Origin of the sequence: Microbacterium sp. TNHR37B (assembly GCF_001620065.1) — a bacterium.
Taxonomy (GTDB): domain Bacteria; phylum Actinomycetota; class Actinomycetes; order Actinomycetales; family Microbacteriaceae; genus Microbacterium.
Genome location: NZ_LQGV01000002.1, coordinates 23,758 through 40,048 on the forward strand (window position 1 = coordinate 23,758; position 16,291 = coordinate 40,048).

15 protein-coding genes are annotated in these 16,291 nt (G+C 69.2%); 9 read left to right on the forward strand and 6 right to left on the reverse strand.

Annotated elements, in window-relative coordinates; translation table 11 throughout:
* The first annotated feature begins 55 nt into the window (after positions 1-55).
* Positions 56-1,579: a M15 family metallopeptidase gene (locus AVP41_RS07710; protein WP_067162960.1), complete on the forward strand. Its 1,524-nt coding sequence runs from the start codon at positions 56-58 to the stop codon at positions 1,577-1,579.
* Positions 1,580-1,618: 39 nt separating this feature from the next.
* Here AVP41_RS07710 and AVP41_RS07715 read toward each other — a convergent pair whose 3' ends face one another.
* Positions 1,619-2,926 carry an MFS transporter gene (locus AVP41_RS07715; RefSeq protein ID WP_067162962.1) on the reverse strand — a complete coding sequence of 436 codons (1,308 nt, stop codon included), beginning with the start codon at positions 2,924-2,926 and terminating at the stop codon, positions 1,619-1,621.
* Positions 2,926-3,147 (reverse strand): DUF167 domain-containing protein, encoded by a 222-nt coding sequence (locus AVP41_RS07720; RefSeq protein ID WP_067162965.1) that lies wholly within the window; start codon positions 3,145-3,147, stop codon positions 2,926-2,928. Before AVP41_RS07720 ends, AVP41_RS07715 begins: the two co-directional genes overlap by 1 nt.
* Before the next feature lie 156 nt (positions 3,148-3,303).
* Between AVP41_RS07720 and rpsO the strand changes: the two genes are divergently transcribed.
* The 4 genes from rpsO to AVP41_RS07740 all read left to right on the forward strand — a co-directional run bounded on the left by rpsO (position 3,304) and on the right by AVP41_RS07740 (position 7,178).
* Positions 3,304-3,573: a 30S ribosomal protein S15 gene (rpsO, locus tag AVP41_RS07725; protein ID WP_067162967.1), complete on the forward strand. Its 270-nt coding sequence runs from the start codon at positions 3,304-3,306 to the stop codon at positions 3,571-3,573.
* 162 nt (positions 3,574-3,735) lie between these two features.
* Positions 3,736-5,154 carry a polysaccharide deacetylase family protein gene (locus AVP41_RS07730; protein ID WP_082829111.1) on the forward strand — a complete coding sequence of 473 codons (1,419 nt, stop codon included), beginning with the start codon at positions 3,736-3,738 and terminating at the stop codon, positions 5,152-5,154.
* A gap of 150 nt (positions 5,155-5,304) precedes the next feature.
* Positions 5,305-6,501, forward strand: a complete 1,197-nt coding sequence (locus tag AVP41_RS07735; RefSeq protein ID WP_442922785.1) for a CE1758 family FMN-dependent luciferase-like monooxygenase — start codon at positions 5,305-5,307, stop codon at positions 6,499-6,501.
* On the forward strand, positions 6,498-7,178 hold the full coding sequence (locus tag AVP41_RS07740; protein ID WP_067162975.1) for a CE1759 family FMN reductase: 681 nt from the start codon (positions 6,498-6,500) through the stop codon (positions 7,176-7,178). The genes AVP41_RS07735 and AVP41_RS07740 overlap by 4 nt, the downstream gene beginning before the upstream one ends.
* 37 nt (positions 7,179-7,215) lie before the next feature.
* Here AVP41_RS07740 and AVP41_RS07745 read toward each other — a convergent pair whose 3' ends face one another.
* The 3 genes from AVP41_RS07745 to AVP41_RS07755 are packed head-to-tail and all read right to left on the reverse strand — an operon-like array spanning position 7,216 to position 9,907.
* A complete protein-coding gene (locus tag AVP41_RS07745; RefSeq protein WP_157532428.1) occupies positions 7,216-7,944 on the reverse strand; it encodes a gamma-glutamyl-gamma-aminobutyrate hydrolase family protein in 729 nt (242 codons plus the stop codon).
* A gap of 29 nt (positions 7,945-7,973) precedes the next feature.
* On the reverse strand, positions 7,974-8,645 hold the full coding sequence (locus AVP41_RS07750) for a response regulator (RefSeq protein ID WP_067162980.1): 672 nt from the start codon (positions 8,643-8,645) through the stop codon (positions 7,974-7,976).
* Complete coding sequence (locus AVP41_RS07755; protein WP_067162981.1) at positions 8,642-9,907, reverse strand: sensor histidine kinase; 1,266 nt, start codon at positions 9,905-9,907, stop codon at positions 8,642-8,644. The genes AVP41_RS07750 and AVP41_RS07755 overlap by 4 nt, the downstream gene beginning before the upstream one ends.
* 147 nt (positions 9,908-10,054) lie before the next feature.
* Here AVP41_RS07755 and AVP41_RS07760 point away from each other — a divergent pair, with 147 nt between their 5' ends.
* A complete protein-coding gene (locus AVP41_RS07760) occupies positions 10,055-11,503 on the forward strand; it encodes a cation:dicarboxylate symporter family transporter (protein ID WP_067162984.1) in 1,449 nt (482 codons plus the stop codon).
* A gap of 67 nt (positions 11,504-11,570) precedes the next feature.
* Here the strand turns inward: AVP41_RS07760 and AVP41_RS07765 are convergent, their stop codons facing one another.
* Positions 11,571-11,753, reverse strand: a complete 183-nt coding sequence (locus tag AVP41_RS07765) for a DUF5302 domain-containing protein (RefSeq protein ID WP_067162986.1) — start codon at positions 11,751-11,753, stop codon at positions 11,571-11,573.
* A 318-nt stretch (positions 11,754-12,071) separates the two neighbouring features.
* On the opposite strand from AVP41_RS07765, the gene AVP41_RS07770 reads away from it, so the two are divergent.
* The 3 genes from AVP41_RS07770 to AVP41_RS07780 all read left to right on the forward strand — a co-directional run bounded on the left by AVP41_RS07770 (position 12,072) and on the right by AVP41_RS07780 (position 16,289).
* Positions 12,072-14,354: a polyribonucleotide nucleotidyltransferase gene (locus AVP41_RS07770; protein WP_067162988.1), complete on the forward strand. Its 2,283-nt coding sequence runs from the start codon at positions 12,072-12,074 to the stop codon at positions 14,352-14,354.
* A 239-nt stretch (positions 14,355-14,593) separates the two neighbouring features.
* Positions 14,594-15,613, forward strand: coding sequence for an aldo/keto reductase (locus AVP41_RS07775; RefSeq protein ID WP_067162992.1), 1,020 nt, complete (start codon positions 14,594-14,596; stop codon positions 15,611-15,613).
* A 76-nt stretch (positions 15,614-15,689) separates the two neighbouring features.
* The gene (locus AVP41_RS07780) at positions 15,690-16,289 is read left to right on the forward strand and encodes a histidine phosphatase family protein (protein ID WP_067162994.1); all 600 of its coding nucleotides are present in this window, start codon (positions 15,690-15,692) and stop codon (positions 16,287-16,289) included.
* The last annotated feature ends 2 nt before the right edge of the window (positions 16,290-16,291 follow it).

Here is a 16,291-nt window from a genome sequence, read left to right on the forward strand (position 1 = left end):
CCCGTGTAGTCTTTCCGCGACCACAGGGCGCGCCCGAGCGCCCGGGAAGCGACTCATGTCCCGCTCCTCCGTTCTGCGCACGCTGGCGATCGCCACGGCGATGGTCGTGGCGCTCGCCGTCGTGCCCCAGACCGCCGTCGCGGAGGACGGCGTCCCTTCGCCGTCGCCGAGCATCAGTCCGGCAGCGACGCCGACAGCACTGCCGACGCCCACCCCTGCCCCGACGGCGACGGCGCCGACGCCGAGCGTGTACGGGTATTTCACGCTGCCGTGGGTGACCGGGGCGGTCTACCAGTCGTGGACGGATGGCACGGTGCGCTCCCTCAGCAGGGCTCAGTGGCAGAAGACGGGAGCGTCATCGCGGGTCGCGCCCATCCGTTACGTGAAGGCCGCGTGGTCGTCCTCCCGGTACGCGCTCGTGACCTTTCCCCACCGTGCCGATGACCGGGCGGTCGATCGTGTCGTGACCCTCACGACCGCCCAGTACGCCAGCGCCGGCAAGCCCCGCGTGACGACCGTCGCCGAGGTGCCGACCTCGACGTACTTCCGCTACGCATCCAGCGGCTCTGACCGCTACGTGCGCACGCCGGACGGAAAGGGCCACAAGCTCACCGCTCGCGAGTACGCCGCCGCCGGCAAGCCGGCGGCGAAGACCGTCTACGGCGGGTACTACCGGCTGAAGTGGAGCAAGAGCGTGTCTTTCGTGGCCCCGGACGGGTCCCGACGGGCACTGTCGAGCGCGCAGTACAAGAACGCGGGCTCTCCGCGGGTCGCCGTCGCTCCGACCGTGTACGTCAAGACGAGGTGGTCGGGCCCGTACGCCCTCGTCACGTGGCCCCACAAGAAGAACGACTCCGCCGTCGACCAGGTGGTCCGCTTGTCGTCGGCGCAGTACACGGCCGCGGGTTCGCCCCGCCTGGCGCTGAGGCCGCGGATCCCGGGCGACTCGTTCGTCCGTCTGGACGTCGGTCGGCAGATCTTCCATCGGTTCCGCGGCTACCTCACCCCGGTCACGGCGACGCAATGGCGCGCGGCCGGCTCGCCCCGCGTGACCACTGTCGCGCCCGCCACGCCCACCTACATCCGGGGCATCCTCATCGTCAACAAATCGTTGCCTCTGCCATCGACATTCGGCAACGGCCTGCGTCCCGAACTCACTTCGGCGTTCGCGAAGATGAAGGCAGCCGCCCGAAAGGCCGGAGTGCCGTTGCGTATCATCTCGGGCTTCCGCTCGTACGCGTCCCAGAAGTCCGTCTATGCCGCCAAAGTGCGCCAGTACGGCTTCGCCACCGCGCAGCTGCGCTCCGCGCGCCCCGGTCACAGCGAGCATCAATCGGGTCTGGCGATCGACGTCAACTCGATCTCGCAGTCGTGGGGCGACACCGCGGCGGGAAAGTGGGTCGCACGCAACGCCCACACGTACGGCTTCATCGTCCGTTACCCGCGCGGCAAGACCGGTGTCACGGGGTACGCCTACGAGCCGTGGCATCTCAGGTACGTCGGTGTGGAGGTGGCGTCGCACCTGTACGCCAAGAAGCTGACCCTCGAGGAGTATCTCGGCGTGCCGTCGGTCTACTGACCCCGTCGGGGGCGTGCGGCGACATCCGCGGCGCACGCCTCAGGGCTCGGGGTGTTCGGCGTCGTACTGACGGAATCGCGGGCTGAGTCGGGCGGCGAGGGCCACGATGCCGATGATCGCCACGCCGCCCAGCAGCGGCGGCACCCACAGCGCTGCGACCGTCGCGAGCGTTCCCGCGTACAGCGCCCCGACGCGCGGCCCGCCGGCGACCACGACGATGAAGATGCCCTGGAGTCGCCCGCGCATGGCATCGGGGACCGCCGCCTGGACCATCGTGTTGCGGAAGATCGAACTGACGTTGTCGCAGGCGCCGGCGGCCGCCAGGGCGAGCATCGACAGCGCGATGACGACGACGTTGGGGTGTCGCTCGTCTACCGGTCCCGTCGCGAAGGCTCCCGCCGCACCGAGCACGAGGGTCGCACCGAACACGCCGATCGCGATGCCGTAGCCGATGATGGCGCGCTCGATGCCCAGGCCGTGGCGACGAACACGGGCGACCGGCCCCGAGAACACGCTCGAGAGGAACGCCCCCGCGGCGATCGCGGCGGTGAGCAGTCCGGTCGTGATCGGGCCTCCTCCCAGCAGCACCGCGCCGAGCGCCGGGAAGAGGGCGATGGGCTGGCCGAACGTCATCGCCACGATGTCGAGGAGGAACTGCAGTCGGATGTTGGAGGCGCGACGGAGGAATCGCCATCCATCGCGGAGGGACGCCAGGCCGGGGCGGACGATCTCTCCTTCGGGGCGGATCGCTGGGAGCGCCCACAGGCCCGCGAAGTTCGCGAGCATGAGGAGGACGTCGATCGAGTAGGTCCACGCGTAACCGGTCAGCGCCACCAGGACACCGGCGAGCGCGGGGCCTCCCATGACCATCAGTCCCATGGTGATTCCGCCGAGCGCGGAGGCCGCCGGGAGCAGCTCGCGGGGGAGGAGGCGCGGGATGATCGATTGGCGGGCGGCCATGACGATCGAATTCGCCGCCGAGTTGACCATCGTCAGGGCGTACAGCCACCACACCGACTCGACGCCGTTCCAGGCCAGGACGGCAAGTCCCGCCGTCGAGGCGAAGGTGACCGAGGCCGCCAGGAGCGCCACGCGGCGACGGTCGAAGGCGTCGGCGAGCATTCCGCCGTAGAGGCCGGCGAGGATCATCGGCACGAGTCCGGCCACGGCGATCATCGCCACGGCGAAGGTCGACCCCGTCAGCGCGAACATGTGCAGCATGACGGCGACGACCGTCAGCTGACCCCCCAGCCCAGCGAGGGTGGAGCCGATCCACATCCGGGTGAATGCGGGGCTGGCGCGGAAGGGGCTGAGATCCAGGAACGCGTCGCGGCGCAGGCGCGCCATCAGTCGGCGAGCTCCAGACGTTTGCGTCGCGAGGTGTGCCCGCGCAGGATGGTCACCCGCCGCGGCGCAACGCCGAAGTGCTCGGCCACGACGCGGACCACTCCCTCGTTGGCCGCTCCGTCCACCGCGCGCTCACGCACGTAGACGACGAGGACGTCGCCGGTGTCGTCGACGAGGGGGCCTTTCCGGCTTCCCGGTTTCACATGGACCTCGAGCTGCACCCCTCGAGCCTACGGCCGGTCCGAGCGGATGAGGCGGGCGCGGAGGCGGCCCGCGCACTGCTAGACTCTTCAGGTTGCCGTTCGATCGGCCGCGGATAAAGAGAGCTCGCGCATCAGGCGTCGGGCGCCGCGCAACGAAGAGAGAGGGGATCACCTATGGCACTGGATGCAGAGGTCAAGAAGGCGATCATCGAAGAGTACGCGACGCACCCCGGTGACACCGGATCCCCCGAGGTGCAGGTCGCGATGCTGACGCAGCGCATCAAGGACCTGACCGAGCACCTCAAGGAGCACAAGCACGACCACCACTCGCGTCGTGGGCTGTTCCTGCTCGTCGGTCAGCGCCGTCGTCTGCTCGGCTACCTCCAGGATGTCGACATCGAGCGCTACCGTGCGCTGATCGAGCGTCTCGGACTCCGCCGCTAAGGCATCGTCGCCAGCGTTCAATCGCTCTAAACTTCTGGGAAGGCCGCCCCCTGGTGTGGGGGCGGCCTTCGTCGTTTGCTGCCCGCCGCGCGTTCGCTGAACATCGCTCGTCGTCGCCGTGCCATGTCGGTCGGCCGGGCGAGAGGCGGTTAGCCTCGAAGAGTGAGTGTGCGTCGCCCGTTGTTCGTGTTCGCCGCGGCGCTGTCCCTCCTTCTGACGGCGTGCGTCGCGGAGCCGGCGTCCGTGACCCCGACCCCCCTCGCGTCGGAGGCATCATCCGCTCTCCCCGAGCGACCGGTCGTGGAGTTCCGAAGCGCGGACAGCGTCTCGATTCCGGGGCTGCGCACCCTCACCGACGGTGACAATGGCTCGCTCGTCTACACCGTCATCCCGCAGATCGAGGGGTATCACCGGCTCAACGAGCGGCTGCGCGAGGTGCGCGAACAGGATACGCGTGATGTCGTGGACACCATCTCCGCCGGCGGGGCCGCCTCGCGTGGCTCAGTCAATGTGAGCTGGCGCACCCTCGGCTCCGCGCCCCGGATCGTGGGATTCCTGATCTCCTCGATCGTCTCCCCGGGCGCCAGCACCGCGGTGCGCGAGCGCTCCGTCTGGTACGACGCGGCGGATGACCGTCTGCTGGGGTGGCGTGATCTCGTCCGCCCGGAAGACCACGACACGGTGATCGACGACGTCCTCGCGCAGCTCCGACGCTACGTCGCCCAGCCCGACCTGGTGAGCGCACAGAGCATCCTCCGCTCCGGTGACCCGGCAGTCGGGTTCACGGCGACCGGAGACCTCATCCTCCAGTTCGACGAGTACGACGTGGCGGCGGGGGCGGAGGGTGCTCCCGCGTTCGCCGTGCCGGTGGCGGAGTCGTCGCTGACCGGGCCGGGGAAGGCCGCCCGCGAGGCGACCCTGCGGCCGCAGCCGCTCGAAGCGGCGCCGGAGCCGCCCCCGGCACCCGAGAAGGTCGACTGCCGGGCCGTCAAGTGCGTCGCGCTGACCTTCGACGACGGTCCGTCGGGGCGGACGACGCCGCGGCTGCTCGACATTCTCGAACGCGAGGACGTCCGGGCCACCTTCTTCGTGCTCGGAACGCAGGCGCAGGCGTATCCGAAGATCCTCCGTCGCATCGCCGCGGACGGGCACGAGATCGGGAATCACAGCTGGTCGCACCCCGATCTCACCAGGCTCGACCCGCAGGATGCCCTCTCGCAGGTGCGGCGAACGTCACGTGCCATCGAGAAGGCCACGGGGCGCGCCCCCGACCTTCTCCGCCCTCCGTATGGCGCCCGCGACAAGAAGTTGGATGCGCTGGCGCGCGGCGAAGGATACGCCGAGGTGCTCTGGAGCATCGACACCCGCGATTGGGAGAACCACTCTCCGAAGAAGATCATCGCTGCCGCGAAGAAGGCCAAACGAGGAGCGATCATCCTCATGCACGACATCCACGCCGACACCGTCGACGCGGTTCCGCACGTCGTCTCGGCGCTGCGCAAGAAGGGCTTCACGCTGGTGACCGTGAGCGACCTGCTCGGGACCACCCACGCGGGCAAGCGGTACTACGGCCGGTACTGAGCGCCGTCACCTGCCCCGTCGAGGGGGAGCGCGACGTCGGGAATACTGTGGACGGCGTTGCGTTTCATCAGATACATTCATCTGCATGAAACGGGCGCGATGCGTCCAGAGAGTGGAACCATGAGCGAGAACACCCCCGACACCTCGGGAATGCAGTTCGGAATCTTCACCGTCAGTGACATCACGCAGGATCCCACGACGGGGCACACCCCGAGCGAGGCCGAGCGGATCCGGGCGACCGTCGAGATCGCGAAGCACGCCGAGGCCGTGGGCCTGGACGTCTTCGCCCTCGGAGAGCACCACAACCCGCCCTTCTGGTCGAGCTCTCCCACGACGACCCTGGCCTACATCGCCGCCCAGACCGAGCGCCTCGTGCTCTCCACGGCGACCACGCTCATCACGACGAACGATCCGGTGAAGATCGCCGAAGACTATGCGATGCTCCAGCACCTGTCCGGCGGACGCATGGACCTCATGCTCGGCCGCGGCAACACCGGGCCGGTCTACCCGTGGTTCGGCAAGGACATCCGCCAGGGGCTGCCCCTGTCGGTGGAGAACTACGCGCTCCTCCACAAGCTCTGGCACGAAGACGTCGTGGACTGGGAGGGCAAGTTCCGCACGTCGTTGCAGGGATTCACCTCCACTCCGCGCCCGCTGGACGGCGTTGCACCGTTCGTCTGGCACGGGTCCATCCGCACCCCGGAGATCGCCGAGCAAGCGGCGTACTACGGCGACGGTTTCTTCGCCAACAACATCTTCTGGCCCGCTGAGCACTACCAGCGCCTCATCACCCTCTACCGCCAGCGCTGGGAGCACTACGGCCACGGCGGACCGGAGACGGCGATCGTGGGCCTAGGTGGCCAGGCGTTCATGGCCAAGAACTCTCAGGATGCCGTGTCGCAGTTCCGCCCGTACTTCGACAACGCCCCGGTGTACGGACACGGCCCCTCGCTCGAAGACTTCTCGGAGATGACTCCGCTCACCGTCGGCTCGCCGCAGCAGGTGATCGATCGCTACGCCGGGATGCGTGAGCTCTTCGGCGACTACCAGCGCCAGCTCTTCCTCGTCGACCACGCCGGGCTCCCGCTCAAGACGGTGCTCGAGCAGCTCGACTTCCTGGGCGGCGAGGTGGTTCCGGCGCTGCGTCGGGAGTTCGCCACGGATCGCCCGGCTGCCGTCCCGGCCGCGCCCACCCACGCCGCTCGCGTGCGGGAGCTGTACGGCGACGGCCCCGCGCGGGAAGCCCGCCCTCGCGCGAACCGCGGCGACAACCTCAGCGGTCCGTCTCCCTACCAGGACACGCCGGCCCCCGCGGGCGCGGCGTTCGGTCTGGGCAGTGCTCGATGAGCGCGCAGAGCACGCCGCGGGCGCGGCGCATCGCGGTGATCTCGGCCGGACTGTCCAACCCCTCATCGACCAGGATGCTCGCTGATCGTCTTGCGGCCGCCACACTCAAGGCGTTGTCCGAGACGACGGGGCCCGACGGTGCGCCGGTGGAGGCGGTCGTCGACACGATCGAGCTGCGCGATCTCGCCCACGACATCACGAACAACCTGCTCACCGGGTTCGCTCCGCCCGCGCTGGAGTCGGCGATCAACGCCGTCGTCTCGGCAGATGCGGTCATCGCGGTCACGCCGATCTTCTCGACGAGTTACTCGGGCCTGTTCAAGTCGTTCATCGATGTGCTCGACCCCGACGCCCTCACCGGCACGCCCGTGCTGATCGGTGCCAACGCCGGAACCGCGCGGCATTCGCTCGCGATCGACTATGCGATCCGGCCGCTGTTCACCTATCTCCACGCCGAGCCGGTGTCGACGGGGGTGTTCGCGGCTTCGAGCGACTGGGGAGCGGCCGCTGACGAAGTCGCCCCGCTCGCGTCGCGCGTGGAGCGGGGAGCGCGGGAGCTCGCCGAAGCGATCGCCCGTCGCACTCCGGCCACCGCGTCCGACCCCTTCGATCCCGCGAGCTACCTCGGCGAAGGCCGATCGTTCGGGCACCTGCTGGGCGGTCTCGCCGGCGAGTGAGCCGCAGCGCGTGAGCCGCAGCGATGACCGGGGTCCCTCAGGAGGCGATCCCGGTCATGCGGTACGCGTGCACGAGGTCGGCGAAGACGACGAAGGGAGCCGCGGCCAGAGCCGGCGTGGTGCCCTCCGCCTCGGGGTGCCACTGCACGGCCAGCACGGGTGCGGACGCATGCTCGATCGCCTCGATCACACCGTCCTGGGCGACGGCCACGACGTGCAGGCCCTCTCCCAGTTCACCGATGGCCTGATGGTGACCCGAGGCCACCGACACCAGCTCCGCGGCCAGTTCCGCCCGCAGGCGTGAGTGCGCGGCCAGCGCCACGTCGTGCCAGTTCCAGGTCAGTTCTCCCTTCGCCCGGGCCGAGGGCACGTGGGCGACACCGGAAGGAGCGAGATCCTCGATCAGCGTCCCGCCGAGCGCCACGTTGATGACCTGCAGACCCCGGCAGACTCCGAGGACGGGAAGTCCGCGGTCCAGGGCGTCCTGAAAGATCGCGAGGTCGAGGGCGTCCTGATCCGCATTCACGTCGTAACAGGCAGACGTGCGGTCGCCGCCGTAGCGGGCCGGGTCGATGTCGCCGCCGCCGGGGAGGACCAGCCCGTCGAAGCCCTCGAGGTCGGCGCTGCGCACGACGACCACGTCCAGGTCCTCGGCCCGCACGAGCTCGGCGACATCGTCGAAGATCGCATTGGCCAGACCCACTCGTGCATCGGCACCATCGGCATCGGACAGTCGGGCGGGCATCGCGATCCGGGGTGCAGTCACCTCCCCATTGTGGGGGATGCGCGCGCGGCTCAGCGCCAGCGGTACTCCGTCTCGGGGCGGCCTTGCCCACCGTGTCGTGCGGCGCGTTCAACCCGCCCCGAGGCGGCGAGGTGCTCGAGATACCGGCGCGCCGACACTCGCGAGATGCCCAGGCGCGTGGCAGCCTCCGACGCCGAGAGCGGACCGGCCTCGCGCACGGCGGAGGTGACGCGCGCGAGGGTGTCGGCGGACAGGCCTTTCGGCACGCGGATCGTCCCGGTGGCACGCGAGGCGGACAGAAGAGCGTCGATCTCCTCCTGCGTCGAGGGGCCGGAGGAGAGCCGTGAGCGTGCGTGATACTCGGCGTACTGCTCCAGGCGCTCCCGGAAGACGCCGAAGGTCACCGGCTTGACCAGGTACTGCGCGACACCGAGCCCGACGGTCTGCCGGACCGCGTCGGCGTCACGCACGCCCGTCACCGCGATGACGTCCACGGTGCTCCCTCGAGCCCTCACATGACGCAGGACGTCCAGCCCGGTCCCGTCCGGCATCGTCATGTCCAGCAGGACGAGGTCGACCGGCGGGCCGCCCAGCAGAGCCGTCACGGCCGCGCGCGCCCCGGTGCACTCGCCGACCACGCGGAACCCCTCCAGCCGCTCCAGATAATGCCGGTGCAGTTCCAGGGTGAGGGCCTCGTCGTCGACGAGGAGGACGTCGATCATGTCGCCTCCGTCGGGAGGACCACCCGGAAGGTGGTCGGAGCGCCCGGGAGGAGTTCCAGGGTTCCGCCGGCGCTCTCCACGACCGATCGCGCCAGCGCGAGGCCCACGCCCCGGCCCTCGACGCCGGCCGGCTTGGTCGAGAAGCCGCGTTCGAACACGCGCTCCCGGAGGGCCTCCGCCACGCCGGGTCCGCTGTCGGCGACCTCCACGAGCAGGTCGTCGTCGACAGTCCGCTCCAGCCGCACCCGCACCCAGCGCGGCGCCGGGGCGCTGGCCGCCGCGTCCAGCGCGTTGTCGAGCAGATTCCCGACCAGAGCCACCTGATCGACCGGCGCGAGCACCGATGCGGGCGCGTCGGGAGCGATCTCGACGACCAGCTCGATGCCCCGCTCGGCCGCTTGCGCCGTCTTTCCGAGGAGGAGCGCCCCCACGGTGGCGTCACCGGCTGTGCGCGCGGCCACGCGGTCGACGAGCGATTGGCTCTGCTGCGCCGACGCGCTGAGGAGTTCGATCGCCTCGTCGGTCCGGCCGAGCTCTAGCAGGGCGACCGCGGCGTGCAGCCGGTTGCCGTGCTCGTGCGTCTGCGCCCGGAGGGCGTCTCCGAGTGTGCGCAGGGACTCTGCCGAGGCGAGAGTGTCGCGAATGGCGCCCGCGGGAAGGTCGCCGGCCACTCGACGTGTGACCCGCCGCGCGAGGACCGCACCGACGATCCCGGCGGCCACCAGCGCCGCCCCGATCCCCGTCGCGGCCGCCAGACGCGGCAGGACGGAGGCGGCGACCGTGTCGACGGTGACCCCCACCGAGACCCATCCGCGCAGCGTGCCGTCGGCTTCCACCGGGACGATCGTTCGCAGAGAGGGGCCGAGCGTGCCGGTGAACTGCTCGGTGAGCATCTCCGGTCGTGGGGGGATGCTGCCCAGGTATCGTCGCCCGATCTCGTCGGGATCGCGGTGGGTGATCCTGATGCCGTCGACGTCCATGACGGTGACGAAGTCGACCCGTGCGTCTGACATGACCGCGGCAGCGAATGGCTGCAGCCGCGCGGTGGCGATATCGCGATCCTCCGCGAGCGCTCTCACCACCTCGGGCGCGTGGGCGATCGTCTGCGCCACCGCCTGGGTGACCCGTTCGGCTTCGGCGCGGGCCGATCGCTGGCTCTCCAGGAGCAGGATCCCCGCGGTGAGGAGGGCGACCACGGACATGGTCGCCAGGAGCGCAAGGAACACCTGCGACGCTGCGCTGCGTCCGCGATCCCTGGCCATGCCTCTCCCTTGCGACTGCTCGGCATCGATTCGTGTGCGACCAATACGACCACAAATCGACGCGTGGAGGCGACGCGGCGACGCTGATCGGACCGACACCGATGGCGGTGTCGCCGAACAACGACCGTTCACCCCACGGAGGCACACATGGCCCTCACCAACTCCTTCCGGCTCCCCGGCTACAACTGGCGCCGCGGCAAGCAGGCCTGGGACAAGCACACCTGGCTCTATGTCTCGGTGATCCTCGCGGTCATCCTCGGAGCTACCGTCGGCCTCGTCTGGCCCGAGTTCGCGGTCGGCCTGGAGCCGTTGGGGAAGGGGTTCGTGAGCCTCATCAAGATGATGATCGCGCCCATCATCTTCTGCACGATCGTGGTGGGCGTGGGATCGATCGCGAAAGCCGCCACCGTGGGCAAGATCGGCGGTCTCGCGCTGGGGTACTTCATGGTCATGTCCACGTTCGCCCTGGCGATCGGTCTCGTCGTCGGCAACATCATCCATCCCGGCGAGGGCCTGAACATGCAGTCGGCCACCTACGACGCCGACTCGCTGGGTGAGGCCAAGACCACCACGGAGTTCGTGCTCGGCATCATCCCGGTGACGTTCTTCTCCGCGTTCACGGGGGAGAGCGTGCTCCAGGTGCTCTTCATCGCGCTCCTGGTCGGCTTCGCCCTGCAGGGGCTGGGCCGCACGGGCGAGCCGATCATGTTCGCGGTGAAGCAGCTGCAGACGCTCGTCTTCCGCATCCTCGGGATGATCCTGTGGCTCGCCCCCATCGGCGCGTTCGGGGCGATCGCCGCCGTGGTCGGCAAGACGGGAGTCTCGGCGATCGTCAGTCTCAGCATCCTGATGGTGGCCTTCTACATCACGTGCATCGTCTTCATCGTCGGGGTCCTCGGCACCCTGCTGTGGCTCGTCGCGAGGATCAACATCTTCAGCCTCATGAAGTACCTCGCCCGTGAGTACCTCCTGATCGTCGGAACCTCCTCGAGCGAGTCGGCCCTTCCGCGGCTGATCGCCAAGATGGAGCACGTGGGCGTCTCCAAGCCGGTCGTGGGCATCACGGTGCCCACCGGCTACTCGTTCAACCTCGATGGGACGGCCATCTACCTCACCATGGCGTCGCTGTTCATCGCCGCCGGGATGGGGGCGCCCATGTCGATCCCCGAGCAGATCGGGCTCCTGGTCTTCATGATCATCGCGAGCAAGGGCGCGGCGGGCGTGACGGGGGCGGGACTGGCGACTCTCGCCGCCGGTCTCCAGGCTTACCGCCCCGACCTCGTGAACGGTGTCGGGGTCATCGTCGGCATCGACCGGTTCATGTCAGAGGGGCGAGCGCTGACGAACTTCACCGGAAACGCCGTCGCCACGGTGCTCATCGGGACATGGACCAAGCAGTTCGACCGTGAGCAGGCCCGCGCGGTGCTCTCGGGCCGCGCTCCCTTCGATGAGTCCACGCTCTCCGGCGACCACCACGATGGGATGTCGTCCGACACGGGCGCGGTCAGCACGCAGGGGCTGGAGGGCGCCGCCCTCGACGAAGCGGCACTCAAGCAAGAGCGCGCCCGGCGCCGCGCCGCGGGCGAGGCCGAATAGACGCGGCCCCGATGCGACGACGGCCCGGGACCGCAAGGGTTCCCGGGCCGTCGTGTGTGCGTGCGGCTCAGCCGCTCTTGCGGCGGAACTCGCGCTTGGTGACGGCGGCATGCGTGCCGTGCACCGCGGAGTCGCCGTCGAGATGCGCCTCGCCGCTGCGCTGCTGGGCGTTCTTCTTGTCCAGCGCCTCCTTGAACTTGCGCTTCAGGTCATCGGACGCCGCGGACGCGGCGGTGTCGTCAGTGCTCATGCCCCCACGATACGCAGGGGAGAGGGTGACTGGTAGGCTGACGGGGGCTGCCTTCGTGCTGCCCGTGCATCTGCGCTGAGCGGGGCACGATCGCAACTACACACCGAGTTCTCAACATCCCCGTTGAGACCCTGGAGCAGGCCGGCAGGAAGCTGGTCCCCTGTGGTGGGTTCCCGTCTCGCACGGTGGCTTTCTACTGGTGGCCAGTGCTGACGATACCGCGGCATGTCGCGCGTCGAGATCTGCCTGTTCCTGCTCCTTCGCACGATCTCGTGCGCGAAACGCGCGTGCGAGTCTAAACAAAGAAGGAGAGACCTCTTGGAAGGTCCTGAAATCACCGCCGCCGAAGCCGTCCTCGACAACGGACGCTTCGGCACCCGCACCATCCGGTTCGAAACCGGCCGGCTGGCCCAGCAGGCGCAGGGCGCCGTGGCCGCCTACCTCGACGAAGAGACGATGCTCCTGTCGGCCACCAGCGCCGGCAAGCACCCGCGCGAAGGGTTCGACTTCTTCCCGCTGACCGTCGACGTCGAGGAGCGCTCCTACGCCGCCGGCAAGATCCCTGGCTCGTTCTTCCGCCGCGAGGGGCGTCCCTCCACCGAGGCGATCCTCGTCTGCCGCCTGATCGATCGCCCGCTGCGCCCGTCGTTCGTCGACGGACTCCGCAACGAGGTCCAGATCGTCGTCACCGTGCTCTCGATCGCCCCCGGCGAGTTCTACGACGCCCTCGCGATCAACGCCGCGTCGCTGTCGACCCAGATCTCCGGCCTGCCGTTCTCCGGCCCCATCGCCGGTGTGCGTCTCGCGCTCATCCCGGGCCACGGCGAGCACGCCGACCAGTGGGTCGCGTTCCCGACCGTGACCCAGCTCGAGGAGGCCGTGTTCGACCTCATCGTCGCCGGTCGCGTGCTGCCTGACGGCGACGTCGCGATCATGATGGTCGAGGCCGAGGCCACCGAGCACAGCTGGAACCTCATCAAGGCTGGCGCCGTCAAGCCCAGCGAAGAGATCGTCGCCCAGGGCCTCGAGGCCGCCAAGCCCTTCATCAAGGAGCTGGTTGCGGCTCAGAACGTCGTGGCGAACACCGCCGCGAAGGAGATCCAGCCCTACCCGGTCTTCCCCGCCTACAGCCAGGAGGTCTACGACTTCGTCGCGGGCCGTGCGTACGACCAGCTCGTGCCGGTGTACCAGATCGCCGACAAGCAGGAGCGCCAGAACGCCGACGACGCCATCAAGGAGGCCGTCAAGGCCGAGCTGCTGGCCGCCGTCGAGGCGGGGGAGCTCCCCGCCGTGGCGACGTTGGAGTTCTCCGCCGCGTACAAGTCGGTCACGAAGCTCATCGTCCGCAGCCGCATCCTCACCGAGGGTGTGCGTATCGACGGTCGTGGCCTGGCCGACATCCGACCGCTCGACGCGGAGGTCCAGGTCATCCCGCGCGTCCACGGCTCGGCGATCTTCCAGCGTGGCGAGACCCAGATCCTGGGCGTCACCACGCTCAACATGCTCAAGATGGAGCAGCAGATCGACTCGCTGTCGCCGGTGACGAGCAAGCGCTACATGCACCACTACAACTTCCCGCCCTACTCGACCGGTGAGACCGGTCGCGTGGGGTCGCCGAAGCGTCGCGAGATCGGGCACGGCTTCCTCGCCGAGCGTGCGCTCGTGCCGGTGCTGCCCAGCCGCGAGGAGTTCCCCTACGCCATCCGTCAGGTCTCGGAGGCTCTCGGCTCCAACGGCTCGACGTCGATGGGCTCCGTCTGCGCATCCACCCTGTCGCTGCTGAACGCGGGTGTGCCGCTGCGCGCTCCCGTCGCCGGTATCGCGATGGGCCTCGTGTCCGACCAGGTCGACGGCCAGACCCGCTACGCGGCGCTCACCGACATCCTGGGCGCCGAGGACGCGCTGGGCGACATGGACTTCAAGGTCGCCGGAACGAGTGAGTTCGTCACGGCGATCCAGCTCGACACCAAGCTCGACGGCATCCCGTCGTCGGTGCTCTCGGCCGCGCTGACCCAGGCCAAGGAAGCGCGCCTCACGATCCTGAACGTCCTGAACGCCGCGATCGACGGTCCCGACGAGATGGCTCCCACCGCGCCGCGCGTGATCAGCGTCCAGATCCCCGTCGACAAGATCGGTGAGCTCATCGGGCCCAAGGGCAAGACGATCAACGCGATCCAGGACGAGACGGGCGCGCAGATCTCCATCGAGGAGGACGGCACCGTCTACATCGGCGCGACCGACGGTCCTTCGGCCGAGGCCGCCCGTGCACAGGTCAACGCGATCGCCAACCCCACCAACCCGGAGGTCGGCGAGCAGTTCCTGGGCACCGTCGTGAAGATCGCCACGTTCGGCGCGTTCATCTCGCTCCTTCCCGGCAAGGACGGCCTGCTGCACGTCAGCGAGGTCCGCAAGCTCGCCGGCGGCAAGCGCGTCGAGAACGTCGAGGACGTGCTCGGTGTCGGACAGAAGCTGCTCGTGCGCATCACGAAGATCGACGACCGCGGCAAGCTGTCGCTGGAGCCGGTGCTCGAGGAGGCTGCCGACCAGGAAGGCTCCGCCGCCGCGAGCGAAGGCCCCGGAGACGCGCCCGCCGAAGGCTGAGTCTCCCGCTGACCGATGCCCGTCCCTCCTCTGTGAGGGGCGGGCATCCGTCGTCCGGGGCAACCCAAAGCGTTATGGAATGTTTACCGCCCGTTCGCCGCAATGAGCGGAAGCCTCACGCACCTGGCCTACTCTCGGAGGTAACGCATCCGGGGATGCGTGAACATCCGGGATTCCGCGGCTCGTCGGGCATCTCGCGCGTACCACGGGTCTCCACGAGGACGAAGGGGGTGCGCGATATGGGCTTCTTCGGAGCAGGGTCTACACCTGCTGTCACGGCGCCGTCCGCCGCGCACCCATCCGCGCCCATCCCCGTTCAGGGCCCGGGTATCGGCCACGGTCTGCGTGTTCCGCTCGGTGAGAGCGGCCTCGACGTCTTTCCGCTCTTCCTCGGCGGGAGCGAGTTCGGCTGGCATGTCGACTCCGGTGCCGCACATGAGATCCTCGACGCCTACGCCGAACGCGGAGGGAACGCGCTCAACACGGCCGACGGCTACAGTTCCGGCCGCAGTGAGCACATCATCGGGCAATGGATGAGCACGCGTGCGGTGCGCGACGACGTCGTGCTGGGGGTCCGCGTCGGCACGGATCCCGACCACCCCGGCCTCGGCCCTGTCAACCTCATCCGGTCGGTCGAGGCGTCGCTGACGAGGCTGCAGACCGATCGCATCGATCTGCTCTACCTCGACGCCACGTCGGATTCGGTCACGCGCCTGGAGGACACGCTCGCGACCGCGGAGTGGCTCGTCGAATCCGGGAAGGTCCGCTCGATCGGCTCGTTCGGTCACACGGCGTCACAGCTCGTGGAGGCGCGCATCATGTCGTCTGCGGGCTATCCGCGGATGACGGTGCTCGACGTCCCGTACAACATCCTGCGCACCCGCGAGTTCGACGGCGACCTGCGACTGGTCGCCGGTGCCCAGGGGATCGCCGTCACCTCCTCGCAACCCCTCGAGCACGGATACCTCACCGGCGCCCATCGCTCGCGAGAGCGCGTCGGCAGTTCCGTGCGGGGCGTGCAGTTGGCCGCCGCGATGAACCGGCGAGGGACGCGGACACTCCGCGTCCTCGACCGCATCGGCGAGGAGCTCTCGGTTCCTCCGGCAGCGGTGGCCATCGCGTGGCTCCTTGCTCAACGCGTGATCGTCGCCCCCATCGTGAACGTCTTCGCCGTCGCGCACGTCGAGGAGATGATGCAGGGGGTCGGCGTGCGCCTCAGTCGCACCCACTTGGCGGAGATCGCGCGCGCATCGGAGTGATGCGTCCGCTCGGGATGACGTCGGTGCCGTGACGTAGGGTGGAGGAACCCCCGCCCCGTTCGGAATCGAGACTCCTGTGACGCGCTATCTCTATCTGGTGCGCCATGGCGAACACCTCGACGCCGAGCACGGCCTCGAAGACGGACCCCTGTCACCACGCGGTCGGCGGCAGGCCGAGCTGCTGGCCGACCGCCTGTCTGCGGTGCCATTGTCCGCCGTGCGTCACTCGCCACTCGAACGCGCGGCCGAGACGGCTCGCGCGGTCGCGCACCGTCTTCCGTCGGTCTCGCCGGAGCCGTCGGCGCTCCTGTTCGACTGCGTTCCGACGGCGATGACCCCCGACACCCCCGGCGTCTACGAGCCGTTCTTCGGTGGAGTGACCGAGGCGGAGTCAGAGGCGGGGGCCGCTCAGATGGCCGACGCGGTCGACGAGTTCCTCGTGCGCAAGTGGAGCGGCCACGAACTTCTCATCACGCACAACTTCGTCATCGCCTGGTTCGTGCGGGAGGTGCTCGACGCGCCGGCGTGGCGGTGGCTCACCCTGACCCAGGCCCACTGCGGCCTGACGGTGCTGTCCCAACGCCCCGGCCGCCCCTGGACGGTCGTCTCGCACAACGACCTCGCACATCTTCCGATGGAGTTGCGCACCGGGCTCCACGAGACTCCCTTGGTCTGAAC

Bases quoted from the DNA above. Each gene is read 5' to 3' on its own strand.
- AVP41_RS07775 (WP_067162992.1), top strand. From the start codon at position 14,594: ATGGGCTTCTTCGGAGCAGGGTCTACACCTGCTGTCACGGCGCCGTCC.
- AVP41_RS07760 (WP_067162984.1), top strand. From the start codon at position 10,055: ATGGCCCTCACCAACTCCTTCCGGCTCCCCGGCTACAACTGGCGCCGC.
- rpsO (WP_067162967.1), top strand. From the start codon at position 3,304: ATGGCACTGGATGCAGAGGTCAAGAAGGCGATCATCGAAGAGTACGCG.
- AVP41_RS07715 (WP_067162962.1), bottom strand. From the start codon at position 2,926: ATGGCGCGCCTGCGCCGCGACGCGTTCCTGGATCTCAGCCCCTTCCGC.
- AVP41_RS07735 (WP_442922785.1), top strand. From the start codon at position 5,305: ATGCAGTTCGGAATCTTCACCGTCAGTGACATCACGCAGGATCCCACG.
- AVP41_RS07740 (WP_067162975.1), top strand. From the start codon at position 6,498: ATGAGCGCGCAGAGCACGCCGCGGGCGCGGCGCATCGCGGTGATCTCG.
- AVP41_RS07765 (WP_067162986.1), bottom strand. From the start codon at position 11,753: ATGAGCACTGACGACACCGCCGCGTCCGCGGCGTCCGATGACCTGAAG.
- AVP41_RS07755 (WP_067162981.1), bottom strand. From the start codon at position 9,907: ATGGCCAGGGATCGCGGACGCAGCGCAGCGTCGCAGGTGTTCCTTGCG.
- AVP41_RS07750 (WP_067162980.1), bottom strand. From the start codon at position 8,645: ATGATCGACGTCCTCCTCGTCGACGACGAGGCCCTCACCCTGGAACTG.
- AVP41_RS07710 (WP_067162960.1), top strand. From the start codon at position 56: ATGTCCCGCTCCTCCGTTCTGCGCACGCTGGCGATCGCCACGGCGATG.